Source organism: Ureibacillus xyleni (assembly GCF_900217795.1).
Taxonomy (GTDB): Bacteria; Bacillota; Bacilli; order Bacillales_A; family Planococcaceae; genus Ureibacillus; species Ureibacillus xyleni.
In genome coordinates this window covers 174,757-201,541 of record NZ_OBMQ01000004.1, presented here as the reverse complement: position 1 = coordinate 201,541, position 26,785 = coordinate 174,757, and the positions used below count along the sequence as shown (strand labels likewise).

Here is a 26,785-nt window from a genome sequence, read left to right as displayed (position 1 = left end):
CACGCAGTTAGTTTTGCGTGCTAGCTATATATACTAACTACCTGTAAGTAAAACTTACTTAAGAATAGAAAGTTGCGGTGTGTCTAATGGTTGCGTTTCACGAACTGTTGCGGTTACACCTGTACGAGTTAATTCTTTAATCCCGTAAGGCTTAATGAGTTCAATGAAAGCATCAATTTTGTCTGGGTGACCAACCACTTGATACGTGACAACATTTTTAGATGTATCAACGATTTGTGGTCTGAATGGTTCAACAATTGCATTCATTTCAAGTCGTAAGTTTGCAGGTGACACGACTTTTACAAGTGCGAGTTCACGCAATACAATCGATTTTTCAGTAATATCAGTAACTTTTAGTACGTCAATTTGTTTAGATAATTGTTTCACTAGTTGTTCTAGCTTCACTTCATCTGCCACATTTACGACAAAAGTCATTTTTGAAATATTTTGCTGCTCTGTATGACCAACAGTAATGGATTCAATATTGAATTGGCGTTTCATAAGTAAACCAGTTACTCGGTTTAAAACACCGCTTTGGTTAATTACAGTTACTGTAATGACACGTTTCAAGGTCTCTTCACCCCTACCATTTCATCTAATGCTTTACCAGGTGCGATCATCGGATAAACATTTTCAAGTTGTTTTACACGACAATCAATTACAACTGGTTCATCTGAATTTAAAGCTTCTTCAAAAACTGTTCTTGCTTCATCAAGTGTATTGATGCGGTATCCTTTCACACCATACGCTTCTGCCAGTTTTACAAAGTCAGGTTGTACTGGCATTAAGCTTTGTGAGTAACGACCGTCGTAGAAGATTTCTTGCCATTGACGAACCATCCCTAGTGCTTGGTTGTTTAAGATGACAACTTTTACAGGTAGGTTAAATTCCTTCAATAATGCAAGCTCCTGATTTGTCATTTGGAAACCAGCATCTCCACAAATCGAGATAACTTTTTTATCTGGTTTTGCAAATTGAGCGCCAATTGCAGCTGGGAAACCGAATCCCATCGTTCCTAGTCCACCTGAAGTTACCCATTGATGACTATGGTTTTGGCGATAATATTGCGCTGTCCACATTTGATGTTGACCTACGTCCGTAGTAACGACAGCATCACCATGTGTAATCGCGTGAATCATTTCAAGCGCTTGTTGTGGTAAGATTTCATTTTCATCTTCCACAATCCAATAAGGGTAATCTTCTTTCATCTGATTTAAGTAATCAATCCAAGCAGTTGTATCAGGTGCATGGAAATCTTTTTTCAGAAGAGCTTTTAACGCTTCTTTTGCATCGGCTACGATTGGAATATCAGTTGGAATGTTTTTACCAATCTCAGCTGGGTCGATATCGATATGAATGACACTTGCGTTCGGTGCGAATCTTGAAGTATCTCCTGTTAAACGGTCATCAAAACGAGCACCAATATTAATAAGAAGATCACTCTTTTGAATCGCATCGTTTGCAACTACAGCGCCATGCATTCCAGCCATACCGTAATTTAGTTCGTGATCACCATGAATACTTCCAAGACCTAATAATGTGTTAACTACCGGAATTTTGTATTTTTCAACAAATTCAGTTAATTCTTCACGTGCTTCTGCGAATAGTACACCAGCACCTGCTAAGATTAATGGTTTTTCAGCATTGGAAATTGCTTGAATTGCCTTTTGAACTTGTAAGTAATTTGGTTTTGTGTTTGGTTGATATCCCGGTAAGTAAATTTCTTGCTCTCTACTTGCCTGTGCTAACGCTTCATCGAAAATAGAAGCTGAAACATTTTTAGGGAAGTCAATTAATACGGGACCTTTACGACCTGTATTGGCAATATGGAACGCTTCTTTCACGATACGTGGAATGTCGTTTACATCTTGCACTTGGTAGTTATGCTTTGTAATCGGTGTTGTAATCCCCATAATATCTGCTTCTTGGAATGCGTCTGTTCCAATTAGGTTGGAAGCAACTTGACCAGTAAAGATGACTAAAGGAATTGAATCAATCATTGCATCTGTAATACCTGTTACTAAGTTAGTAGCTCCTGGACCACTTGTTGCAATTACTACACCTGGTTTATTTAATACACGTGCATATCCTTCTGCAGCGTGAATTGCACCTTGTTCATGTCGAGTTAAGATATGTCGAATTGGGTTTTTGTACATCGCATCATAGACGTTCAGTACAGCACCACCCGGATAACCGAACACAATATCAACGCCTTGATCATGAAGTGCTTGAATTAATATATCTGAACCATTTCTCGGTTTAGTTTGTTGTTCTGGCTGCGATAAATTAGTTGCATCTATTTTTTCGCTTGTCGATACATTTGCAGACATTTTTTTACTCCTCCCTAATTTCCAAGTCTATAGGTGATCACAAATTTATAAAAAATAAAAAAGCCTTTTTATCCAACGCAAAAGAAAACCTTTCGCGTAGGGATGAAAAGACTTTCATGGTACCACCCTTGTTCGTAGCAAATTGCTACCTCGTGAATAGTGGATATTATCTATCTTCTCATTGAACTTTTTAAATAGTTTGAAAATTCAATGTGCAACAAAGATAGATGCACTATTCATTAGTAACGAGCATCGAATAATGCCCGGAGCTATCTAATGGCGAAACGCGTTTAATAGCTCACTCCGAGGGGATGTCGGTTATAGTTGTATCGTCGGCTTCCAGCAATACCGACTCTCTGGTAGATACAAGACTCTATAACCTTTAACCTCATCATCGAGTTAAATATTTAGATTAATAATGTTTATATGATAATTATAACACTTTTAAACCATTTAGTGAATAATAATTATATTTTCATAATTCCGCCTTTTGAAGCGTTTGTCACTAATTTGGAATATCTTGCTAACCATCCCGTTTTAATTTTTGGTTCGAATGGTTGTAGGTTTTGGCGACGTTCGTTTAGAACTTCTTCAGAAACTTCTAGATTAATTGTTCTGTTTGGTAAGTCGATTATGATTGTATCACCATTTTCGACTAATGCAATTGGTCCACCTTCAGCAGCTTCTGGTGAAATATGTCCGATTGAAATACCACGAGATGCACCGCTAAAACGTCCGTCAGTGATTAAAGCAACTTTTGTTCCTAAACCACGTCCCATAATTGCAGAAGTTGGTGCAAGCATTTCTGGCATACCAGGACCACCTTTTGGACCTTCGTAGCGAATAACAACAACGTGTCCTTCTCTTACAGTACCGTTGTCAATTGCTTCTTGAGCTTCATCTTGTGAATCAAAGACAATTGCTTCACCGATGAACGTTTTAATCGAAGGATCCACAGCCCCAACCTTAATAACAGAGCCTTCTGGTGCGATGTTTCCGAATAATACGGATAAACCGCCTACTTGACTATATGGATTATCTTTCGTGCGAATGACTTGATCATTTGTAATTTCATATTTTTTCACAAGTTCGCCCATTGTTGTACCTGCAACTGTAATACGGTCCGGATGAATTGCTCCAGGGATTTTTGTAAGTTCGTTAATGATAGCACTTACTCCCCCAGCCTTATTAATATCATCCATTGAGACATCTGATGCTGGCATAATTTTTGCAAGATAAGGAACTCGGCTTGCAACCTCGTTTATATCTTCTAAGTTATACTCGATTCCTGCTTCATTTGCAATAGCAAGAGTATGTAAAACTGTATTTGTTGAACCACCCATTGCCATATCGAGTGCAAAAGCATCATCAATTGCTTCTTTTGTTATGATATCGCGTGGTTTAATATCTTCATTAATCATGCGAACTAACTGTCTTGCAGCTTCACGAATAAGCTCGTGACGTTGTTCACTTGTTGCAACGATTGTACCGTTACCTGGTAGTGCTACTCCTAGCATTTCCATTAAACAGTTCATTGAGTTTGCTGTGAACATACCGGAACAAGAACCACATGTAGGGCATGCATTGTTTTCAATATCTAATAACTCTTCAGCCGACATTTGGCCTGATTTATGAGCTCCTACACCTTCAAATACAGATGTTAACGATAATTGTTTACCTGAAGAAGATGTTCCAGCTTCCATTGGTCCACCTGAAACGAAGATGGATGGTACGTTGGTGCGAACTGCAGCCATTAACATACCTGGTGTAATTTTATCGCAGTTTGGAATGTAGAATACCCCATCAAACCAGTGTGCATTAATTACGGTCTCCGCAGAATCTGCAATTAGCTCACGACTTGGTAGTGAATAACGCATCCCAATATGACCCATTGCAATCCCATCGTCAACACCAATTGTATTGAATTCGAATGGAATCCCACCTGCTTCAATAATTGCCTCTTTTACAACATCCGCAAATTCTCTTAAATGCACGTGACCAGGAATGATATCGATATATGAGTTACATACTCCGATAAATGGTTTTCCTAAATCTTTCGCTTTTACTTTGCCCGTAGCGTAAAGAAGACTACGGTGAGGAGCACGATCAACTCCTACTTTAATCATATCACTTCTCATAATTGAAACGCCCCTCAGTTCTACTAAATTGAAACTAGCTTAGTAGATAATAATACATAAATGGATAATCACTGTACTTCGAATAGAGGTAACGTGATTGTGTTCACTAAAATTTAGCGAACGTATTAAATTGTTGTCATCATAGTATAAAATGGTCGTTTCCGTCAACACTATTTTTTTAATTATTTACACAATTTAAAAAATTTATCTTTCATGAAATCGTTTTCTTCCTCGATAATGATGGGAATTTTCTGTTTCAAATGATTTATTTGAAAATTTCTTGAATTTTAAATTACTTGAAATCATTTCACCACAAAACAGTAAAATCCCCCCTCTTTGGGAATTAATTGAAATGAAAAAAGAGTGTTGGCAAAATCAATTTCGACTTTACCCACACTCTTTCTCTAGCAATCTACTTGATAGATTAATAGTTTATTTTATTAATAAAAGTTCTACGGAGAGGTTTAAGAGGATAACCGAATGCAATAAAGTGAAAATGAAACCTTGTTTATTTAACTTTTTCATAACTTTTCTATCCATATTAACCACCCCATCAAATTATTTTTGTAACATGTGTCAATTATATGACAAATTTTCGAAAAAGGCAAAAGATTTTGAACATTTTGTGAATTATTTTAAGATTATTTTTTCAAACATGCATTGATTTTTCAAATATGTACATATTACGAAGTGAAGTATAGTAGCAGATTCAATATCTATAAGGAGTTGAACAACTTATGATGAGCTTTATTTGGTATTTAATCATCGGCGGTATACTCGGTTGGTTAGCCGGTGTCATTATCGGCCGCGACGTTCCTGGTGGGATTATTGGGAATATTATTGCGGGGATTATCGGTTCATGGATTGGCAGTGCGATTCTTGGGAACTGGGGTTGGCAAGTATCTGATTTTTACGTCTTCCCAGCACTTTTAGGCGCAATTGCTTTAATCTTTATAGTTAGCCTTGTAATGCGTTCAATGAAGAGAAAAACAACATAATAGTTGGGTTAAAAAAAGAAATCAACGTTCCTTAAAAAGGTGTTGATTTCTTTATTTTACGTTGTTCAACGTTTTTGATTCATCTGAAGACAAAATTATCTGCTCTAAATCATCGCTTACTTCTTCGTATAAGTGGTAATAATACAAAATATCATCCACGTACTCTTCACTATGGTTGTAATTATAAATAGCTTTTTTCAGCTGGCCATCCGAGACACCTGCTTTTGCTAAATAATTGGCGGCACTAAAAATGGCATCTTCAATATCAAAGGGATCAGCAACTCCATCTTTATTGGCATCCACTCCATAACCACCGTATTTTCGGATGATTTTCGGGTTTGTTTTTTCTTCTTCCGTGATTTCCCCTTGTCCTAAACCATTACAAGTTGGATGATCCCAACCAACAAAGGTACACGGCATAAATTGCATATGCCCTTCTGCACCTAATGGAGAAACGAGTGTCTTCATCGTTGAAAATCGTGTTTCAATGCGATGATGTGCCGCAAGTAATGTCCATGGAACTCCGTATGTTTCTTCTGCCGACATGTAAATGGGAATATACTCTTCAGGAATTTTCAAATCTAAATCTTGTTGAATGACATCCATTTCGTTTTCAACAAGCTCGCTAATAAATGGGATACTTTTTAACTCTTGCCAAGCGAGAAACGCAAAGAAATAAATCGTAATGGATGCAGGGAGTAATATGATGATTAAAAATAATTTCACTCCAGGACTAATGAGTGGTTTACTCTTCTTCTTTTTTGCCATACTTTTTTCACCTAAGTTTAAAATAGTTACAACGTATGATAGTTACCCATACCAATTCAATCTATACTAATTAATTATACATCAAGGAGTGAGATGAGATGTGGAAAGATTTTAAAGAGTTTGCGATGAAAGGAAATATTCTTGATTTAGCCATTGCGGTCGTAATTGGTGGAGCATTCGGCAAAATCGTTACTTCATTAGTAGAAAATATCATTATGCCTCTTGTCGGGATGCTTACTGGAGGAATTGATTTAACAAAAAGCTTTGCGTATGGCCCGGAAGATAGTTTGAAATTAGGTGTCTTTTTACAATCGATTATTGATTTCTTAATTATTTCCTTCTCTATTTTTATGGCATTACGATTATTGTCTAAAATAAATCGTAAAAAGAAAGAAGAAATTGCAGCTGAGCCAACACCAAAGATTGATACGAAAGAAGAACTTTTAAAAGAAATTCGCGACCTCTTAAAACAACAACAATCTTAAGACCAAGTGTTTAATCTCCGTGATTAAGCACTTTTATTTATGACTAAGGAACTTATAATTATCGGTATTATAACTTTTCATTCTGAATATGTTGTTTTCACTAAATTAACGTGTTAAATTGTATAAATAATCGAATCATTCCATATGTTTCGGCCCATGTATTAAACGAAAGAAAGAGTGAGATCATTGACAAAATCAATTGAAACGAAATTAGTTCAATTAGGAAATTTAAGCGATCCAAAAACGGGTGCAGTAAATCCTCCTATCTATTTATCTACGGCTTATAAACATGCAGGGATTGGGCAATCAACAGGTTACGACTATACACGCACAAAAAACCCAACACGTGAAATTTTAGAAAAAGGCATTGCGGATTTAGAAAACGGGGATGCAGGATTTGCTTGTAGTTCAGGAATGGCTGCAGTACAACTAGTGTTATCTCTATTTAAACCAGGGGATGAAATAATCGTTCCTGATGATATTTACGGTGGAACATATCGCTTATTAAAATCATTTAGTGAAACGTACAATATCAAACCTGTATATTTTGCAAAAGTGGAAGATATTGAAGGCATAATCAATGAAAATACAAAAGCTATTTTCCTAGAAACACCGACAAACCCATTAATGCTAGAGTTTGATTTAGATCAATTTAATGATATTTGTAAAAAACATAACTTACTTTACATTGTTGACAACACGTTCTATACACCATATTTCCAACGTCCAATTGAGCATGGTGCAGATATCGTACTTCACAGTGCAACGAAATATATTGCAGGTCATAACGATGTATTAGCAGGTCTTGTTATTTCAAAAGGACAAGAGTTAAGCGAAAAACTTGCTTTCAACCATAACGGCATGGGCTTAGTTCTTTCGCCAATGGATAGCTGGTTAACAATTCGTGGTTTAAAAACATTGCATCTACGCCTAAAACAACATGATGCAAATGCGAAGAAAGTTGCATCTTATCTAGAAAATGAGCCATTGGTGACGGATGTGTTATACACAGGTAAAGGTGGAATGCTTTCTTTCCGTGTAAAAGACGCAAATATGATTGATCCATTTTTACAAAAAATGCAATTAATCACTTTTGCTGAAAGTTTAGGTGGCGTGGAAAGTTTCATTACGTACCCTGCTACACAAACTCATGCTGATATTCCATATGAAGAGCGTGTTGCGCGTGGTGTAGATGATCGCCTACTACGTTTCTCTGTTGGAATTGAAGAAGCAGAAGATATTATTGCAGATTTAAAACAAGTATTTGATCAATTACGAAAAGAATTTTAATACAAAACGACGACCCTTTTTGGAAGAGTCGTCGTTCTTTTTTAATGATGGTCTGGCTCTGAAATTTCGCTTAACGCTTCCCCAGCTTCATTCACATAAATGTTTTCTTTCGCTAAGTCACCAATTGCACAAATACCCACGATTTCGCCATTTTCAACTACAGGGATACGGCGAATTTGGTGTTGTGCCATAATACGTGCACATTCATGAATATCTGTATTTGAATCACATGTAATGACTTCTGTTGTCATCGCATCATGACAGTGCACTTTATTGCTATCTTTCCCATCTGCCACACAGTTTAGCACGATGTCACGGTCCGTAATAATCCCTACTACTTGTTTTCCTTCACATACTGGAACAGAACCACAATCAATATCTCTCATAATTTTCGCAGCTGTTGTTAACGAATCATGAGGTGTACAAACTTGGATATTTGTTGTCATAATTTGAGATACAGTTTTCATACGCATTCCTCCAATCAAATTTATCTCTCTTATTGTTGCTAATTTCTTGATTTTTATTCCGAATAAAAAAACTGCTAATTAGCAAAATACTAATTAACAGTTTTTCGTGATTATTTTAATCTTTCTTCAATTAATGTTTCCATGTCAATCGCGATTGTATCATATGGAACGCCTTCTTCTGATTCAGAATAGCCCGTATAATTTTTTACCGCCACGCCATTTTCATCAACTAAATAAAACGTTGAGGCATGCAGTACTTGATCACCTTCTGCGGGCATTTTAACAATCGTTTTAAAAGAATTTAACCCAAACTGCTCAATCCACGTTTGATCATAGTTTGTCACTAAATGCCATTTCGATTCATCCGCAAGTTTATAACGGCTTAAATACTCTGAAAGTACTTCAGGCGTGTCCGTTTTTGGGTCTACTGAGAAACCGACAATATTGTAATCTTCCACTCCACGTTCTTTCAATTCTTCTTGAATGACTGACATATTATACGTCATTGGCTGACAAATCGTTGTACAATTCGTAAAAATAAACATGGCAAGCCACGGTTTCCCTTTTAAACTGTCAAGAGTTACGGTTTCTCCACGATGATCAGTTACTTCAAAATCGGCAATTTCATATTCTGTATCCGCTTTAAATTTATAATTGCTACAGGCACCTAGAACTGTTGCCAGAATAAGTATGCCAACAAGTCCGAATAACTTCTTTTTCATTCCTTCAACTCCCTTTTCCACTTTCATCTTATCGAAAAGGGAGAATTTGTACAACCATTCAGGATGACACTTATGGAACAAATTTGTGAAGTTAGGTTTCACAATCCATTTTACTCTTGGTTTATGGAAACAAGTGCGGTGTGTATTGCTTCAAGCTTCGTTTCAATACGGTGTAACAAATAAAATGAAACAAGTATTGGAAAACCAATTTCTTGAATTAACATCACCCATTCGTCCATCCAATTCCCCTCCCTATAATAAAAGTCGACAACTAATAAGCAGTTGCCGACTTTTTTAAAATTAGCTCATTAAATCAAATTCAGTTACATCTCTTGCGACGATTCTTGCTTGATTGATTGCCGTGAACTTGTACCCTTCCTTATGAAACACATCTGAATCAATGATTGCGGTCATAGCAGTTTTAATTTGATCCGGCGTTAAATTTGGTTTCGGGTCACTAATTGAAATTGTCACTATCTTGCCGATTTCCGTGTCAAATTTCAATTCCAATACTTTCATCAAAATTGTTCTCCCCCTTTACAATTATAGATCCACAGATTCAGAAACGATTCTTTTTACATCGTTTAATGGATTTTGGCAAAGACCTGCGATAGCGTACACGACAGAAGAAAGTTGTTCTGGTTGAACATCTGGTCGCAAATTTTGATAAGTTTTCGAAGTGAAAACAGGCTTACCAAACTCATCCATCCCTGAGACGAAAACAAGTTTTACTGATGCACTGTCAAAATTATAGGCTGCCATTTACTTCCCCCCCTTTCACTTACGTATATATCTTTTTTCAAAGCAAAAGGAGACATTACTAGTGAAAACTTTTTTCATTCAATTTATAATGGAAGTACGTAAGAAATAATGAGGTGAACGTTTTGCTACATGGTTGGTTTTCATGGTTTATCGTGTTTTGGGTTGTCGTGCTAGTTGCGTTAATGGCAATTGGTGGTTTTTTCATGTTCCGCAAATTTTTAAAGGCTTTACCAAAACAAGATGGTCGGTCTGATTTAGATTGGCAAAATATATACATTGAGAAAACGGTCCACTTATGGGGCGACAAAGAGAAGGAATTGTTAAATGAACTTGTAAGCCCTGTGCCAGATTTGTTCCGACAAGTGGCGAAGGAAAAAATTGCAGGAAAGATCGGGGAAATCGCATTAAAAGAACGGGCAAATTCCATTACAAACGAAATTATTATTAAAGGATATATTCAAGCAACCCCAAAGCGCGATCATAAATTTTTAAGAAAAAAACTCGACGAATTAAGTATTGATGTCACGCCTTATGAGCATTATTTTGAATAATCCATACATACAAGGCATGAAAAAACTGCACGCCCTTTTTTAGGTGAGTGCAGTTTTCTTTTTACCCTCTTGCAACTTGTGATTTTTCTAATTTTTTATATTGAATATACATCGCCATTCTCCAAGGCCAAATCATGGAAAATGCTAAAATCCAAAACATTCCACCCAATTCTCCTACATTAAAAGAGTCTGATAGAATGGCTTTTGCTAAAACACGTATAATCAGAAGTCCCATTAAAATAAAGAAAAACGCTTTAGAACGTTTCATATAAATCTCGTTATCTCGTACTTCAAATTTAGACGTTGCGATTAACACGGTTGAAAAAACTATACCTACTAGTGCTGCTTCTAATATTTGCATCGGTGGAACACGAAAGTCTTCAAAAATAAACATTAATCCTCCCGTAGACATAGCAATAGGTGGAATGAGTATTTTTTTTGCATTTACAGGTTTCTTTTGCGAACGAACACGCACGAACATCACAAAAATCCCCATAAACAGTGCCATGACAGTTGATCCAATAATTAAATAATGAGAAGGTATATTAGCCAACATAAAAAGGTCCTCCTCTTATCTCAACATTTTTATAAAATAACGTATTGATAATAACTCATTTGCAAAATAAATTCCACATTAAGTGTCCACAAAATAAAAAAATCCTACTCTATGAAGAAATCTTCACGAGAGTAGGAAATTTAAATGATTTAAGGTCCGTATGTGCCTAAAATATTATTCACAACCATTTTTAGTTGATTCGGTTCGAAAGGTTTTGTAATAAAATCTTTTGCCCCAGCCTCAATTGCGTCCACAATAATTCTTTGTTGTCCAAGTGCTGTAATCATAATAATGTTTGCATCGGGAAACTCAGGAATTATTTGTTTGACTGCATCTAAGCCTGACATCACAGGCATCGTAATATCCATTGTCACGAGGTCTGGTTGAAGTTCTTTATAAAGTTCTACAGCTTCCCTGCCATTTGCTGCTTCCCCCACCACTTCAAAGCCCCATTCTTTAAACATATTTCCGACTGCTACACGCATAAAAAGTGCATCGTCTACTATTAATACTCTAGGCATCCATCATTCCCCTTTTAATAATCATAAGACAATTTATTTTTCTCTAGCTTATCATTAGAAGCCAGTAAACCCACCGAAAACTGGGGATAGAATACGAATAATATAATCAAGTCCGTCAAAGAATAAAAGAATTCCGACAGCAACCATGATATAACCACCAAATTTGACGATTTTCTGGCTGTGTTTGCGAATCCAGCTTAATTTTGAAATAAAGAAGGATAATATGAAAAATGGAATGGCAAACCCAAAATAATAAGAAAGCATATAACCAAGGCCAGATTCTGGGTTTGTACCAGCTAATGCGATAATCGACATTAAGATTGGCCCTGTACAAGGCGTCCACCCAGCAGCAAAGGCAATACCAATTAAAACTGACCCAAAATATCCAGAAGGTCTGTTTTTAAATTGAATTTTGCGATCTTTCATTAAAAAATCAATTTGAAGTAAGCCTACAATCATTAACCCGAAAACCACAATTAAAATGGCACCAATTTGTCGGAGTAAGTCTTGATATCCAATGAAAAATTCTTTTGCTAATGATGCGGAAAAACCGATTGCAATAAAGATAATTGAAAACCCAATTAAAAAGAATAACGTATGTAAAATTGCCCGTTTTTGTAGCATTCCTTTCTCATTTTTCAACTCATCATAACTCATTCCTGTAATATAGGACAGAAAAGCAGGATAGAGCGGCAACGTGCAGGGTGAAATAAAACTTAAGAAACCTGCACCAAATGCTAAAAAGACATTAATATCTGTGTTCATGGTGAGATTCTCCTTACAATTAATGTCTCCATCGTACCAAATTTATTGAAACAATGTGTAGGATTGGCTTGTGAACTTTTATTGACAAATATGTGTTGTGAATGTGAAGTTTGTTTGATGTACGTAGAATTTAACTGCCAATGTAGGATTCTTCTCTACTGCTAAATCGAATATTCCAAATCGGTTCAAATCGGTTAATAATCGCATTTTTCACTTGCTTCATCTCATCCAAATTATTCATCGGACAAATTTTAAATTGAATTTTTGATTTTTCATATAAATCCGTTATTTTCGCATTTATATGGCAATGTGTTGCAGTGCCGTCCTTAAAACAACATTTTGGTGAAATATTCCCAATATGTTGGTTAAATCTCAATTTAAATGAATTTGCACAAACGCCAGTAAACACAAGCTCATCATCGACTACAATGGTATAAACGCCAGTTTTGTTTAACAGCGTTTCATTTCCTTTCACCGCAAAATGGGAATACGTTAAATCTCCATAATTATTTAAAAACTGTTTATAGAAAGGGTCCCCATTGCTTTTTAAATTATATAACGCTTTTCCTGCTGGTATGTCTAAATATTGTTCATACTTTCCATGAAATTGACTTTTCAACCCCTCGTATCTTCGATGGCGAAGTAGTTCGCGCATGGTTTTCTTATCAAACTTTGCAAATGTATCCTTGATCCCCGTATCAAGAATTTCTAGTTCTAACTTGTGAAAGCAAAATTCTTTATCCCCTAATTTTACGTACATTTGTAAGCTCCCCCTTGCTTATATAAAACTATATTAATGTCACGTAATAAAATTATATTCTACAAAACTTTCTAGAATCCTCTTTCATACAACTAGAAATTTCTATTAAATTTCAACATTTGCTACTTCATGCCGGATATTATGTCGTTTCCTTGCTTCAATAATCGTTGAAATCGTAAAAATAATGATGGCAAGCCAAATGAAACTAAATGAAATAAATTCAATTGTAGAAAAAGTTTCATTATATAAAACAATGCCAAAGATTAAGAGCGTTGTTGGTGTGATGTACTGAATAAACCCGATTAAATATTGTGGAAGTAACTTTGCCCCCATCGAAAATAAGACAAGTGGGATTGCTGTGACGACCCCGGCTAAAATTAATAAAATATCTGTTTGCACCGATACATGAAGGAATGACATATTATTAGTTAACATAATATAAATATAGTAAATCAAAGCGAAAGGTAAAATAAATAAAGTTTCAATGGCTAAACCTCTCGTCGCATTCAAAGTAATTTTCTTTTTTAATGCTCCATACGTTGCAAAACTAAACGCGAGCAAAAGAGCTACCCACGGAATTTCGCCATAGCTGATTGTTAAAACGACCACTCCTACTAAGGCAACTAACACGGCAAAAAGTTGCATTTTCGATAATCGTTCTTTAAAGAAAATCATCCCAAACAATACGGTAATTATCGGGTTGATGTAATATCCTAAACTAGTTTCAATCACATGCCCGTTATTTACGGCAAATATATAAATATACCAATTACAAGAAATCGCAAAGGATGCAGCTAAAAGAGACAAAAAGATTTTTTTGTTACTCCATAATAGCTTCAAATCTTCTATTAAAAGATTCTTTTGTTTAAGTAATAGAATAAAAATTGTTGTAAAGACGAATGACCAAATGACCCTACTTAACAAAATCTCCATGCTATTTACTTGGTCTAAAAGTTTCCAATAGAGAGGAAACAATCCCCAAATTCCGTATGCACCAAACGCATAGAGAATGCCCTTTTGTTCATTCCTCATTAAGACACCTTCTTTATTATTTTGAGATAAGCAAATTATAGTATTTGGAAAAATAGAAGTAAATGTATTTTTGTTCAATAACACATGTACCATTATGATGAAAATACACGTAACCTTAAAAAAGATTACGTGTTTCTTTGTTATTCCACGATACCATTTTGCAATAAATACATTTTGTGATATAAACCCTTTTGCGAAAGAAGCTGCTGATGATTGCCTCTTTCTACAATTTCCCCTTTATGCATCACTAAAATGAGCTCTGCATCTTGAATCGTCGATAAACGGTGGGCAATGGCAATTGTTGTACGCCCTTTTCTCATTTTTTCCAGCGAACTTTGAATGGCCACTTCGGTTTCTGTATCAATGGATGCGGTTGCTTCATCTAAAACAAGCACCTTAGGATTTGTCGCAATCGTACGAGCAAATGCAATCAACTGCCGTTGCCCACTTGATAAAGTAGACCCTCTTTCCGTCACTTTCTGGTTATATTTATCCGGCAGTTGCTCAATAAATTGATCTGCTTGCACAAATTGAGCTGCCGCTTGAACTTCCTTATCTGTTAAGTTTTTATCGTGCAAACGGATATTACTATCAATTGTTCCATAAAACAAAAACGGATCTTGAAGGACAAGACCAAGTTTTCTTCTCAGTTCATTCTTACTATAAGACTTAATGGAATGACCATCAATAAATATGTCTCCGTGCTCAAATTCATAAAAACGCATTAACAAATTAATAATCGAACTTTTTCCACTGCCCGTTGACCCGACAAGTGCTACCGTTTCCCCGGGGTTCACTGTAAAACTAATATTTTTTAATACAGGTGTTTTCCCATCATAACTAAACGTCACATTTTTAAATTCAATGAAGCCATCACGTATTTCGTAATCTGTTTGTTGTTGCGCTGGTTCTAGTTCCTCTTCATCAATTAAGGCAAAAACCCTAGAAGATGCAACTAGTGCCTGTTGAAACAAGGCTAATTGTTCCATCACCTGATTGATTGGTTCAAAAAATCGATTAATATACGTTATAAACGCAAAAATGACCCCAACTTCAACGGCAGTTTCAAATGAAGAAACACCAAAATACGACAGCAATAAAACAACGGCAACAAAATAAATCAGATCAATGACAGGTCTTAACAATAGGCTATTTAATTTCGTATTGTTCATTGCGGAACGGAAATGTTCATTATTAATTTGGTGGAATTCATCATTGAAACGCTCTTCTTGACGAAATGCTTGCACAATCCCCATCCCAGATAAACTTTCCGATAACTTAACATTTAGTTGACTCAACTTTTCCCGCATCGTCATATATACAACCGAACTATATTTTCGATAAATATAAATGACCATTATTATTAGCGGCAATATTAGTAGTGCGAAACAAGCTAAAATTGGATTTAATAAAAACATCGCCACATACATACCGACTATCAAAAAGGCCGCTTGCACAAAGGAACTTAATACCGAAACAAATAGATCTTTGATTGCCTCTGTATCATTGGTTGCTCTAGAAACGATGGATCCGGCTGGCGTAGTGTCAAAAAAACGAGTGCCCAATTGATGAATTTTCGAAAACACATCAATTCTCAGCTGCCCGATAACGTTTAGCGCTATTTCTTGAAACTTCACCAACTGAAAATAAGAAATAAATACATTTAACACTTGGATCGCAAAATACGATCCAGCAAGAAAGACAATTGGTTTTGTTTCAAAGTTTAATACTGCCACATGATTATCTAAAAATACTTTTATAATATAAGGACCTAACACATCCCCAATCACCGTTAACGTTAATAGAAATAACGCGAAAAATACAGATATTTTATGGGGTTTTAAGTATTTTAATAATCTTAAAAGAATTTTCGTTTGTTCTCTATTTGAAAAGGTTGGTTGATTATTCATCCGCCTCGCCCCCCTTTTCTACTAGACGTTCTAACTGTTGTAATTGGTACATTTCATAATATTTTCCTTTTAAAGCCATCAGTTGTTCATGCGTCCCTTTTTCAACAATGGTCCCCTCATGTAACACAATAATGAGGTGGGCATGTTCAATCGCACTTAATCGATGGGATGTAATAATCGTTGTTGCGTGTTGCCGCTCATTCTTCAACGATTGCAATATCGCCTCTTCTGTTTTCGCATCCACCGCAGAAAGAGAATCGTCTAAAATGAGCAACTCAGGATTTGTTAACAATGCCCGCGCAATGGAAATACGTTGCTTTTGTCCCCCTGATAATGACACTCCCCTCTCCCCCACAATCGTTTCATAACCATTGGAAAAGGCTAAAATATCCTCATGAATGTAAGCTAATTTTGCAACATGCTCTACTTTTTCTCGCTCTACATCGATATTTGAAAAGGCGATATTGTTAGTAATAGTTGTTGAAAATAAAAAATGTTCTTGAGGTACGTACCCAATTGCCTCTTTTAATCGCGACTTTTTATACTCGTCAATTTGATGTTGACCGAAGATAATTTTTCCTTCATACCCTTCAAATTCTCGTAATAGCAGTTTTAAAATCGCAGTTTTTCCTGCCCCCGTTTTCCCGACGATCCCAAGCGTTTGTCCTTGCTTAAGCTCAAAATGAACATTTTTTAACGATGATTTTTGTTCTCCAGGAAACTTAAAATCATCCACTGCAAAGATAATATCCCCTGCTGGACGCGTATCTAGAGCATCTACTTTATCGTCAATTTCAACTGGAATTGATAACAGTTGATGAATGCGGTCATAAGAAGCTGACCCTCGCTCCATAATGTTAAACAGCATCCCAAACGCAAGCATGGGCCAAACGAGTAAACCTAAGTACGTATTAAAGGCAACAAGATCCCCAATCGTCATCGCACCATCCACAATAAATTTCGCTCCAAACCCTAAACTAAGTAAGAAGCTAATGCCCACAATTAAACTAATCGTTGGATCAAATAACGAATCCACTCGGGCAACTTTCATATTTTTCGAAACTAGGTTTTCTGAAAGCTTTGTAAAATCGGCAATGTCTTCTTTTTGTTGTCCAAAGGTTTTAATAACTTTGATTCCTGCAATACTTTCTTGTGTTTTATCATTTAAATCGGAAAAGGCAGCTTGTGCGATGCCAAAACGTTCGTGCAATAGTTTTCCATAAAAACTAGTAGATAGCGCCATAAACGGCATTGGAATCAGTGCAATGAAAGTTAAACGCCAATCAATCGTAAATGCCATAGCAACAATGACAAATCCGCCAGTAACAATCGAGTCAAAAAGAGTTAACACACCGGCACCTGCTGTTTGTTGGACCGCAGACACATCGTTCGTTGCATGGGCCATTAAATCCCCAATCCGACGTTCTTGATAAAAAGACGAACTCATCTTTGTGAAGTGACAAAATAATTTTTCACGCAATATTTTTGCTAAATAATTGGAAGAACCAAAAATCATCATTCGCCAATAATAACGCATAACATACATCACTAGTGCAACAACGATAATAATGGCAATCCATTTCAGTAAGGATACTGTCGTTAATGTTCTTGAGCCAATTTCATCAATTACATAACCAATAATTTTCGGCGGAATAAGAATTAATATTCCGACAATTGTTAACATGAGAAGTCCTAGTATATATTCTTTTTTCCGCTCTTTAAAAAACCAATCTAACTTCAAAAAAACACTCATGTTGTGTCACCTTCTTTCGCGTTGCCCAATATACTTGGAAATTTCAGTATGACCAACCTATTTTAGCAAATATGAATCGTACGGGAAAGCAATACATTTCATAACACGAAATAAATTGCCATTATTTGATTGATAGGAATCTAGTAATTTCCGTGTTAAAATTACTCTACAATAATATAAAGATAGGAGAACACTATGCGACGTAGACTTTTCTATACAACATGTGCAATTGCAGCGATCGTAGCACCAATTTCTATCCAATCTGCTGATGCAGCCACAACGAATTTTACTGATATTACGATTTATCCTGAAGAAACACAACAAGATATATTAAACTTAGTAGAGTTAGGCATCATTAAAGGAACATCACCTACAACATTCTCTCCAAAAGAATCCATTACCCGCGGACAAGTAGTTAAAATGCTTGGTCGTTTTTTAGTGAATAGTGGCATTACAGAAATTCCATCTGATTGGGAAACAAAACAATATTTCACAGACCTTCCTGTTACTATAAAAGACCGAGAATTATTAAAATATGCGGCTGTTGTAAAATCAACAAGTGTTTTTAATGGGAAACCAGATGGCTCTCTTTATAGCTCAGGTAAAATTACACGCGAAAATATGGCACTTGTACTAGACCGCGCAACAGAGGCAATGCGTGGAAAATCTTTAGTGGAGATTGCCAACTACGAAGAAGGTAACGTAGAAGATATATATACGGCTAGAACAGAAACGCAAGAAGCAGTGAATGCACTAAATGTTTTAGGCATTTCCAATGTGTCGAATTTCAATCCTAAAGGAAATGTCTTACGTGTGCATTTTGCTTCGTTCTTAACAAGAGCAATTTCATATATGGCGCCGGAAATGGTTGAATCTACTGTTACAATAAACGCAAAAGATTACGGATTCACAAGCTTTTCTGAAATTACAAATTTAGACGAAACATCATTAAATGTCGACTTCTCCTCTTCAAAAATTACGGTTTCGGGTGAGTTTGCGCCAGATGAAGTGAACACATTTATGGATTGGCTTGATATTCAAGGAACCGATTTATTCGGAAACGAACATTTTGTAAGTCTTGATTTTGAGTTGAACGAAAACGCTCAATTACAAGTGTACAACGAGAAAAATACGTTAACGGAAAATATCCCTGCTCAAGCATTCTTGATGGACTCATTTACAAACGTTTCTGTAACATCTGTGAATCGTGAACCACTATCAACGAATTACAACTATCGTACAGTTCTTCCTATTAAAAAAGATACTGCTGTAAATGAAATCATGGCATTGTCGTTAACCGGGATGAGAAATAACGAAATCGTAACAGAAAAAGTTCAATATTACATTGATTTTGCAGGCAATATCGTGCTCGACCAAGCAGCAAACAACCACTCGTTAAACTATAACTATTATTTATCAAACAGTGGGGACGTTATTTTTAAAGGATTACCAGTAGAAAATAAAACGTTCTACTATTTACCAGTATCAACGGATATGAATTGGGAATATGCGGCATTCCAAGACGACAAAACGATTGAAGAAATATTCGCTTTCTTTAAAACGGACGGAACAAAAGACAATTTCGATTTCTCGAAAAGTAAGTATGTATTACTTATTGATGAAGATAAAAATGTCTATGGTGTTTTAAATCTTTCTGAAGTGGATGGATTTTTTGAAAAGTATTCCTTCGAATTAAAAGCACCTGCAAACGTAACGATAAGTGAAATGTATGGTTTTGGAGACGTTTTCTTAACACAACAAAGTAATGGCAATATTTTAGCTACTGCTACTGGTGAAGAAGTAGAAGGCTCACTCGTTTTAATCTTAGACGAAGCAGAAAATGAATACTACTATATTATTTCAAAAACTGCTAAAGGCTACGAGTTAACTCCATATAATGAAGATCTTTTCTACGAATAAAATAAACTCGAAAAATGTACAATTCATCCACATTGAATTGTACATTTTTTCGTTATTAAAGATTAATCACAGACGGTAAATCATGACGGTACATTTGAAGTGCATCTGTGCTTCTTTCTAAAACAGCCATCGCTTCTATGTTCGGTTTTGTATAAATAATCGGGTAATCCATTTCGCCTAAAGATTCATCCGGCGTATACGGTAATTTTTCTTCGTAAATGGAAAACTCACTTTGTAAACCAACTTTATTTCCACGAGCATCAAGTCGAATCCAACGCCCCACTGATGGAATAAAAACCGCATTTAACGCATGAAGGGCGAAACGTGTTTCGGTGATATTTTTTATTCGTAACCGCTGATAGCAAAAACCTGTTGGAATCGTTTGAGAACGTAGTAGTGCTGCCAAAAGGTTCGCCTTTGCAAAACATACCCCTTCGCCATATTTTAGCACGTCAGAAGCTTTGCATGGCACATAACGACTTTCAATATCCAAAGATTGCGCAATCTGATCTCTTACAAATTCAAAGGCAATTTTCACTTTTTCGATATCACTTTGATTGTCTGAAAATAATGTTTTTGCCCTTTTTTGTAATAAATGATGTGAAAAGTTGACAACCGGTAACTCTTCTAAATAATTGCCAATTTCGATGGATTCTGCAATTAGATTCATAGTAAACACCCCCGAACGTTATCTATTAACTATTACATCTATTATATAGTTAGTTTAATATACCTACTAGTATTAAATAGCAAAAATTTTGAAAATTGCTAAAAAATAGCTAAAATGCTCGAAAAAAAGATTGCAAACAAACTCTTATCCCTTGAATTTGTCTACAATCTGAAGAAATTATTAAGTTGTCACTTTTATCCATTAAATCAATATTAATGTCCTCCAAAAACTGATACAGGCAATAAATAATCGAATACGATGAAGAACTTATCTACCAATAAGCAAAAGGCCAATCCGATTTTATCGTTCCATCTATCAGTTAACAGGTAATTCCACAATAAACGTACTTCCTTCATTTTCTCTACTATTCACTTGGATACGGCCATCATGTAATCTCACAATCGTCCAAACAATTGATAATCCTAGTCCTGTTCCTTCAATGGTTCTTGTCCGCGCAGTATTAGCTCGATAAAATCGATCGAATATCCTTTCGATTTCGGTCTCTTTTAACCCTATTCCTGTATCTGTAAACGTTACAAATATTGACTCTCCTTTTTTTGCAAGAGATATTTCAATATTTCCTCCTGTTTTATTATATTTAATTGCATTTATGAATAAATTATCCCAAACCGTATTGAGTAACGATGGGTCTCCAATCATTTCAATATCAGGTAAAGAATAGCTTAGCATAATCTCTTTCTCACTTACTTGCCATTGATACGTTTTGACCAATTCCTTAATTTGATTCCCCACATTGAATGATTGCTTTTTCAAAATATGATCATTTCGATCCAATGAGGCAAGTAGTAATAATTGTTTCGTTAAAGTAGACAGCCTACCAATCTCCTCATGAATAATTGAAATATAATGCCTCTTTTCTTCTGTACTGATTGATTCATTTTCTAAAAGGTCTGCATAGCCTTTAATATTTGATAAAGGAGATTGAATATCATGGGAAATATTGGATATGAACTCTTTTCTTATATCATCGATTTGTTCTAATTTCCTAGCCATTCGTAAAAAACTTTGGGACAGTTCCCCTAGCTCATCCCGACGATTGCTATCCAGGTCAACATTAAAATTACCATTGGAGAGTGATGTTGTAGCAGATGTTAGTTTTGAAATAGGTTTTACTAAATATTTCGTACTAATAAGCACAATCATAATACTCAAACCAATTGTTAATACTAGAAGCCAACCAAATAATAGATGCATTTCATTAAAAAGAAGTTTTATATCTGGTCTGATAAAAAGCGCATAATGTTTGCCGTTATGAGTTAATGGAACACCAATTGTATTCTTTAATTCATTTGCAAAAAACCCTGTAACAAATGTTTGTTGCGGAAAATGAAGAATGCCATGGTAAATATCACCGTTTAACACTTGTTCTTTCGTTCCATTAGACAAACTTTTATCTCGAAAGGGTGCTCCCCAAAAAACATCTTCCCCAACATGATCAATCATATAAATTTGGTACCCAATGGAAGAAACATTTTCTAAGTATTCATTTAAGTCGATCTTTGGATGCTTTTTTGCATACTCAACGATTGATTTTGCGATATTTGTGATTTTTTCATCGTTGTAAGGTTTTAAGTTTTGCTGATAATAAGCATTTGATATAAAAAAAGCTAAAATGCTGCTACATATCATAATGAGTATCGTAAACACGACAAATTTTACGTAAAGTGTTTTCATGAACGCTGTGCCTCCAGTGAATAGCCAACCCCCCGAACTGTTTTTATTTGAAAATCATCTGTTAATTTAGAAAAACGTTCTCTTAGCCTTTTGATATGAACATCCACTGTTCGTTCATCTCCTTCATAATCTATGCCCCAAATGTGTTCAATTAAGTAGTCTCTCGAAAACACTTGCATTGGTTTTGACATGAGAAAATACAACAGTTCAAATTCTTTTAAGGGTAGGAGGATTGTTTTTTCTCCAATTTGAACTTCATAGCTTTTTTTATTAATTGTCGTTTTACCTATACGAATCATGGATGGATCCTGTTGATGGTCATATCGCCGTAATAATGCTTTTATACGAAAACTTAATTCTTTTAGTTCAAAAGGTTTCACTAAATAATCGTCTGTACCTGCTTGATATCCCTGCTCTTTATCCTCGATTTGATTTTTAGCTGTTAAAAGAATGACCGGGATATTGTACTGTTTTCGAATTGCCTCCGTTAATGCATAGCCATCCATAAAAGGCATCATCACATCCACAACAGCTAAGTGACACACTTCCCTTTTAAGAATATGTAACGCTTCTATTCCGTCTTTTGCATTGAATACATGGAATCCTTGTTCTGTTAAATGAATGGACACTAGCTTTAATATATTCCAATCATCATCCACAACTAAAATATTCGTCATATTGCATACTCCTGTTTTTTTATTTAATCGACTCTTTTTTATGCACAATGACACCATCACTCATTTTCACAATAGTATCAGCAAAGGCGAGCATTTCTTTATCATGAGTCACCATGAGCGTAGTAATGTTTAAGTCTTTCGTCAACTGTCGAATTAATAATATAACCTCTTTTGACCTTTTAGAATCAAGACTTGCAGTTGGTTCATCAGCAAATAAAACTTTTGGTTGATGAATGAGCGCACGTGCGATTGCAACTCTTTGTTTTTCGCCTCCTGATAGAGAAGAAGGATAGGCATTTTTTCGATGGTTCATCCCTACTAATTCCAGCATTCTATTAACTTCCTTTTTTTGTTCATCTTTCTTTAATTGATATTCAGAAACATCTAACATAAGCTGTAGTTGTTCTTCAACGGTGAGAAACGGAACAAGGTGTGAAAATTGAAACACAAATCCAAATTGACTTGCTCGTATTTTTCGAATTTCCTCTTGATTCATCGCACTCATATTTTTCCCCTCAAAAATGATTTGACCATCAGTTACACTTTGAAGTCCTGCTGCTATTGTAAGTAGCGTACTTTTTCCCGAACCGGATGCACCAACTAATGCGATGATTTCACCTTCTTTTAGAGTCAGCGTAATTCCTTTTAATATTTCTTCCTCTACCTCCCCATTTGTAAACGTTTTTCTGATTTGATTAATTGAAAATAGCGACATATTATATCTCTCCTTGTTGGATTGCCTGTAATGGTTGGATCTTTTTAATTTGTATTCCAGATAACGTTGCGCCAATAAACCCTATGAAGAAAAAAACAAGGGACAATTGTATAGTTGTGCTCATAGTTAAACGAAAAGGCATTTCTACTGGTGCAATTTCATTGAATAGTTGACTAGCAGCAATAGAACAAACTAGAGAAGAACTAGTAATCAACATCATTTGTGTCCACATCATGTTGAATAACTTACTTGTTTTTAAACCGATTGCTTTTAAAATACCGTACAAACCAATCTTTTGAACGTTCATCATATAGAAAAAGATGGCAAACAACATTCCGCTAATGATTACTAAAAACCAAACGATCATATTTAAAGACATTTGTTCTGCGTTATAACTTGGGATTGTTTGAAGAAACTCTCTTTTTGAAAATGATTCATATCCGTTAAATTTTTCGGAAGATTGTTCCCCGGGTATGAAAATAAATTGCATTTTATCGACTCGATACATTTCTTTATAGTCTTCTATATTGATCAAAGCGACAGGTGCATGGCTGAATTTCTTATGTTTCACAAAACCTTTCACTACCAAATCGCCACTTAGTTGAGTATTCGTTACGATATCTCCAATTTTTAATCCTTTTTCCTTCATGGAGCTATCCAAAATGACCTCACCAGCTTCCACTTCATCAAAAATTGGTGAATCAGTTGCTGCTACAAATGCTACACTTTGTTGTTTATTGTGCGGATCATGTACAAAGCCCATTTGAATGGCGAGTGCTATAGTGTCACTTTGTTTAGTTATCAAACTTTCTTGAATGTCAGGTTCAATCTGGGACAAGTTATAAGTTTGGTTAGCATCCTTACTCATGTAAAAATGTCCTTCTGGTAAATCATTTATTAAAGAAGCATTGTCTTGTGATAAGCCATTTGCCAAACCTGAAATGATAAACGTTAGTAAACTGATAAGAAAAATAATTGAACCTAATATCAAAAATCGTACTTTATTTCTCTTCATTTCTTTCCACGCAAGGTTCATTGTTAACTCCTCCAATCTTTTTTGACATTCATAGAATACATCTCTTTTATGAACGGACGATGAACAAGAAATTACAAATAAAAAAGAGAACCTTCTAAAGAGAAAGTTCTCAAAAACTAAATTTTAAGTTGTCACTTTTAAAACCGTTTTAATTTTTTGGATAATGCCACCACTACTATATGTTAATACACTTCGCTTATAGAATGATAAACTTAACATGTACCCGGCAACAACTGTTACGATGAGCACGATAAATGACAAGATTGGCTCGATTGGAGAAATGTCAGTTGCTCCAATACGCATTGGCATTACCATTCCCGATGTTAAAGGAATATAAGAGAACACTTTAATTAATAATGTATCTGGGTTCCCAATTCCCGATAACATCACATAAAAGCCGACTAACGGAATCATCACAGCTGGTGTCATTACTTGGGAAGCTTCTTCTGGTTTTGAAACGAGTGAACCGAACAATGCCCCAATAATTAAATATAAGAAAATTGTTAGGAATAAGAAACCTAGTATATATAATACAAATCCAAAAGATAGCTCATTAATAGTAGATTGGATAAAATCTAGCTTTTCCCCACCATCCATAAAGCCTAGATAAGTCAGTAATACGGCGATAATGATGCCAATTTGAGTTAGTGCTAATAAAAACACACCGAAGATTTTCGATTGTAAGTGGGTACTCGGTTTCACACTAACAAGTAACATTTCTAACGCGCGAGACCCCTTTTCGTTTGCCACATCCGTCGTAATCATAGATAAAAAGGCCATAATGAAAAAGTAAATAACAATCCCTGCCACATAAGAAGCAAACATTCCGGCTTCTTTCTGATCTTCACTTTTCCCATCGGCAACTGTTTCATTTAAATTGGTCATCGTAATTACTGGTTCGGAATTTAATATTTGATCTGCTTCTTGAGCCGTTAAATTTAGTTGGCCAATCCCGTAAATTTTCCCTGCATATTGAAGCATTGAAGAAATTGTTGATTGGTCATTTAGTTTCAGTGGCGTATAAGTCGCGATATCCGCACTTAAGTTTTTGTTTTCTTCTGTCACATGAATAACAGCGTCTAACTTTTCTTCTTTTAACTGTTCATATAACGGTTTCACATCGTTGTTCGGGAACTTAAAATTCACATCATCACTGGATGCAAAAATCGGTGCTAAATCAACAGTTGTTTCATTGACAATCGCTACTTCAATCGCTTCGTCATTTACAAAAATTGCTTTAATGTCAGACCAAAACATAACCACTGTAATAATCCCTATGTATAGTAATGTCATAAGAATAAACGTTTTGGAGCGGAGTTTTTGGAAATAAAGTTGTTTTAGTAATATGGAAAATTTACGCAAGATCTCCACCTACCTTGTCTTTAAAGATTGCATCTAGGGATAAATAATCTAAACTGAATTTTTCAATATAATTTCCATTTGAAACAAAGTCAAAAATTGGTTTTGCATAGGATTCATCCACCAATGTAATGACCACTTCATCACGATCTCTCTTGATTTCCTTTATCCCAGCCATTTTAGAAAAGTCTTCTATTGAAACATCCGTACGTATCGTAAGTTTTGTTTTCCCGTATTGCTTTTTCAAATCTAGTAAACTACCTGAAAATAACGATACACCGCGCTTTAGTAGACATAAATGGTCACACAACTCTTCCACATTATCCATTTGGTGACTTGAGAAAAGAATCGTCATACCCTTTTCTTTTAACAATAAAATGGCGTTTTTCAGTAAATCTCTGTTCACTGGGTCAAGACCACTAAATGGCTCATCTAAAATTAAAAACTTTGGTTGGTGTATGAAGCTTGCAATCAATTGAACTTTTTGTTGATTCCCTTTTGATAATGTTTCGGCTTTCGCATTTCGTTTTTCCTCTAAGTCAAAACGCTGGATCCAGAAATCAATCTCTTTTTTCAATTTCGACTTTTCCATGCCTCGTAATTGCCCGAAGAAAAATAATTGTTCTTCTACTTTCATTTGGGGGAAAATACCGCGCTCTTCTGGTAAATAACCAAGCCAATCGCGATTAATTTTTTTAATCGGTGTCCCTTCCCAAGTAATTGTCCCCGAAGTTTGGTCTTGTAGGTCAAGAATCATTCGGAACGTCGTTGTTTTACCCGCTCCGTTTTGTCCGATTAATCCAAATATTTCCCCTTTGCCAATAGTGAAATTTAAGTCATTTACAGCTGTGAAATCTTTATATTTCTTCACAACATGTTGTAGTGATAATGTCATTTCCTGACTC

Annotated in this window: 28 protein-coding genes; 5 read left to right on the top strand and 23 right to left on the bottom strand. The window is 35.5% G+C overall.

From position 1 onward, the window contains the following. Positions 1–54: 54 nt before the first annotated feature. From ilvN to ilvD, 3 genes are all read right to left on the bottom strand, one after another. Complete coding sequence (gene ilvN, locus CRO00_RS08085; RefSeq protein WP_097073175.1) at positions 55–570, bottom strand: acetolactate synthase small subunit; 516 nt, start codon at positions 568–570, stop codon at positions 55–57. Beyond that, a complete protein-coding gene (gene ilvB, locus CRO00_RS08080) occupies positions 567–2,330 on the bottom strand; it encodes a biosynthetic-type acetolactate synthase large subunit (RefSeq protein ID WP_097073174.1) in 1,764 nt (587 codons plus the stop codon). The genes ilvN and ilvB overlap by 4 nt, the downstream gene beginning before the upstream one ends. A gap of 467 nt (positions 2,331–2,797) precedes the next feature. Further along, positions 2,798–4,468: a dihydroxy-acid dehydratase gene (gene ilvD, locus CRO00_RS08075; protein ID WP_097073173.1), complete on the bottom strand. Its 1,671-nt coding sequence runs from the start codon at positions 4,466–4,468 to the stop codon at positions 2,798–2,800. Positions 4,469–5,205: 737 nt separating this feature from the next. On the opposite strand from ilvD, the gene CRO00_RS08070 reads away from it, so the two are divergent. Continuing rightward, positions 5,206–5,466, top strand: a complete 261-nt coding sequence (locus CRO00_RS08070; protein ID WP_097073172.1) for a GlsB/YeaQ/YmgE family stress response membrane protein — start codon at positions 5,206–5,208, stop codon at positions 5,464–5,466. A 51-nt stretch (positions 5,467–5,517) separates the two neighbouring features. Here CRO00_RS08070 and CRO00_RS08065 read toward each other — a convergent pair whose 3' ends face one another. After that, positions 5,518–6,234: a lytic transglycosylase domain-containing protein gene (locus CRO00_RS08065; protein ID WP_097073171.1), complete on the bottom strand. Its 717-nt coding sequence runs from the start codon at positions 6,232–6,234 to the stop codon at positions 5,518–5,520. A 98-nt stretch (positions 6,235–6,332) separates the two neighbouring features. Between CRO00_RS08065 and mscL the strand changes: the two genes are divergently transcribed. Beyond that, positions 6,333–6,719, top strand: coding sequence for a large conductance mechanosensitive channel protein MscL (mscL, locus tag CRO00_RS08060; protein ID WP_097073170.1), 387 nt, complete (start codon positions 6,333–6,335; stop codon positions 6,717–6,719). 186 nt (positions 6,720–6,905) lie between these two features. Continuing rightward, positions 6,906–8,009, top strand: a complete 1,104-nt coding sequence (locus CRO00_RS08055) for a methionine biosynthesis PLP-dependent protein (RefSeq protein WP_097073169.1) — start codon at positions 6,906–6,908, stop codon at positions 8,007–8,009. A 41-nt stretch (positions 8,010–8,050) separates the two neighbouring features. Here the strand turns inward: CRO00_RS08055 and CRO00_RS08050 are convergent, their stop codons facing one another. From CRO00_RS08050 to CRO00_RS08030, 5 genes are all read right to left on the bottom strand, one after another. Then, positions 8,051–8,476, bottom strand: coding sequence for a CBS domain-containing protein (locus CRO00_RS08050; RefSeq protein ID WP_097073168.1), 426 nt, complete (start codon positions 8,474–8,476; stop codon positions 8,051–8,053). A 110-nt stretch (positions 8,477–8,586) separates the two neighbouring features. Further along, positions 8,587–9,198 (bottom strand): SCO family protein, encoded by a 612-nt coding sequence (locus CRO00_RS08045; protein WP_097073167.1) that lies wholly within the window; start codon positions 9,196–9,198, stop codon positions 8,587–8,589. Between the two features lie 110 nt (positions 9,199–9,308). Then, complete coding sequence (locus CRO00_RS08040) at positions 9,309–9,437, bottom strand: YvrJ family protein (RefSeq protein WP_097073166.1); 129 nt, start codon at positions 9,435–9,437, stop codon at positions 9,309–9,311. Positions 9,438–9,498: 61 nt separating this feature from the next. Then, the gene (locus CRO00_RS08035) at positions 9,499–9,717 is read right to left on the bottom strand and encodes a DUF2922 domain-containing protein (protein ID WP_237658364.1); all 219 of its coding nucleotides are present in this window, start codon (positions 9,715–9,717) and stop codon (positions 9,499–9,501) included. 24 nt (positions 9,718–9,741) lie between these two features. Beyond that, a complete protein-coding gene (locus tag CRO00_RS08030; protein WP_097073164.1) occupies positions 9,742–9,960 on the bottom strand; it encodes a DUF1659 domain-containing protein in 219 nt (72 codons plus the stop codon). A 122-nt stretch (positions 9,961–10,082) separates the two neighbouring features. On the opposite strand from CRO00_RS08030, the gene CRO00_RS08025 reads away from it, so the two are divergent. Further along, positions 10,083–10,511, top strand: a complete 429-nt coding sequence (locus CRO00_RS08025; RefSeq protein WP_097073163.1) for a DUF2621 domain-containing protein — start codon at positions 10,083–10,085, stop codon at positions 10,509–10,511. Positions 10,512–10,572: 61 nt separating this feature from the next. On the opposite strand, the gene CRO00_RS08020 is transcribed toward CRO00_RS08025, so the two are convergent. The 7 genes from CRO00_RS08020 to CRO00_RS07990 form a co-directional block, all read right to left on the bottom strand. Then, entirely contained in the window at positions 10,573–11,067 is a 495-nt protein-coding gene (locus CRO00_RS08020) for a CcdC family protein (protein ID WP_097073162.1), read from the bottom strand. Between the two features lie 149 nt (positions 11,068–11,216). After that, the gene (locus CRO00_RS08015) at positions 11,217–11,588 is read right to left on the bottom strand and encodes a response regulator (protein ID WP_097073161.1); all 372 of its coding nucleotides are present in this window, start codon (positions 11,586–11,588) and stop codon (positions 11,217–11,219) included. Between the two features lie 54 nt (positions 11,589–11,642). Then, complete coding sequence (locus CRO00_RS08010) at positions 11,643–12,353, bottom strand: cytochrome c biogenesis CcdA family protein (protein ID WP_097073160.1); 711 nt, start codon at positions 12,351–12,353, stop codon at positions 11,643–11,645. A gap of 130 nt (positions 12,354–12,483) precedes the next feature. Continuing rightward, on the bottom strand, positions 12,484–13,113 hold the full coding sequence (locus tag CRO00_RS08005) for a GIY-YIG nuclease family protein (RefSeq protein WP_097073159.1): 630 nt from the start codon (positions 13,111–13,113) through the stop codon (positions 12,484–12,486). Between the two features lie 105 nt (positions 13,114–13,218). After that, positions 13,219–14,145, bottom strand: coding sequence for an EamA family transporter RarD (gene rarD / locus CRO00_RS08000; RefSeq protein ID WP_097073158.1), 927 nt, complete (start codon positions 14,143–14,145; stop codon positions 13,219–13,221). Between the two features lie 140 nt (positions 14,146–14,285). After that, the gene (locus CRO00_RS07995) at positions 14,286–16,055 is read right to left on the bottom strand and encodes an ABC transporter ATP-binding protein (RefSeq protein WP_097073157.1); all 1,770 of its coding nucleotides are present in this window, start codon (positions 16,053–16,055) and stop codon (positions 14,286–14,288) included. Continuing rightward, on the bottom strand, positions 16,048–17,808 hold the full coding sequence (locus CRO00_RS07990; RefSeq protein WP_097073156.1) for an ABC transporter transmembrane domain-containing protein: 1,761 nt from the start codon (positions 17,806–17,808) through the stop codon (positions 16,048–16,050). The genes CRO00_RS07995 and CRO00_RS07990 overlap by 8 nt, the downstream gene beginning before the upstream one ends. Before the next feature lie 195 nt (positions 17,809–18,003). Between CRO00_RS07990 and CRO00_RS07985 the strand changes: the two genes are divergently transcribed. Then, on the top strand, positions 18,004–19,728 hold the full coding sequence (locus CRO00_RS07985) for an S-layer homology domain-containing protein (RefSeq protein ID WP_097073155.1): 1,725 nt from the start codon (positions 18,004–18,006) through the stop codon (positions 19,726–19,728). Positions 19,729–19,783: 55 nt separating this feature from the next. Here CRO00_RS07985 and CRO00_RS07980 read toward each other — a convergent pair whose 3' ends face one another. The 7 genes from CRO00_RS07980 to CRO00_RS07950 form a co-directional block, all read right to left on the bottom strand. Beyond that, the gene (locus CRO00_RS07980; RefSeq protein WP_097073154.1) at positions 19,784–20,398 is read right to left on the bottom strand and encodes a transglutaminase-like domain-containing protein; all 615 of its coding nucleotides are present in this window, start codon (positions 20,396–20,398) and stop codon (positions 19,784–19,786) included. Positions 20,399–20,713: 315 nt separating this feature from the next. Then, positions 20,714–22,093 (bottom strand): sensor histidine kinase, encoded by a 1,380-nt coding sequence (locus CRO00_RS07975; RefSeq protein ID WP_097073153.1) that lies wholly within the window; start codon positions 22,091–22,093, stop codon positions 20,714–20,716. Continuing rightward, positions 22,090–22,770 carry a response regulator transcription factor gene (locus CRO00_RS07970; RefSeq protein WP_097073152.1) on the bottom strand — a complete coding sequence of 227 codons (681 nt, stop codon included), beginning with the start codon at positions 22,768–22,770 and terminating at the stop codon, positions 22,090–22,092. The genes CRO00_RS07975 and CRO00_RS07970 overlap by 4 nt, the downstream gene beginning before the upstream one ends. Before the next feature lie 19 nt (positions 22,771–22,789). After that, the gene (locus CRO00_RS07965; protein ID WP_097073151.1) at positions 22,790–23,485 is read right to left on the bottom strand and encodes an ABC transporter ATP-binding protein; all 696 of its coding nucleotides are present in this window, start codon (positions 23,483–23,485) and stop codon (positions 22,790–22,792) included. Between the two features lies 1 nt (position 23,486). Beyond that, positions 23,487–24,521 (bottom strand): ABC transporter permease, encoded by a 1,035-nt coding sequence (locus CRO00_RS07960; protein ID WP_097073150.1) that lies wholly within the window; start codon positions 24,519–24,521, stop codon positions 23,487–23,489. 123 nt (positions 24,522–24,644) lie between these two features. Continuing rightward, positions 24,645–25,892: an ABC transporter permease gene (locus CRO00_RS07955; protein WP_337189410.1), complete on the bottom strand. Its 1,248-nt coding sequence runs from the start codon at positions 25,890–25,892 to the stop codon at positions 24,645–24,647. Continuing rightward, entirely contained in the window at positions 25,876–26,775 is a 900-nt protein-coding gene (locus CRO00_RS07950; RefSeq protein WP_097073148.1) for an ABC transporter ATP-binding protein, read from the bottom strand. Before CRO00_RS07950 ends, CRO00_RS07955 begins: the two co-directional genes overlap by 17 nt. Positions 26,776–26,785: the final 10 nt, after the last annotated feature.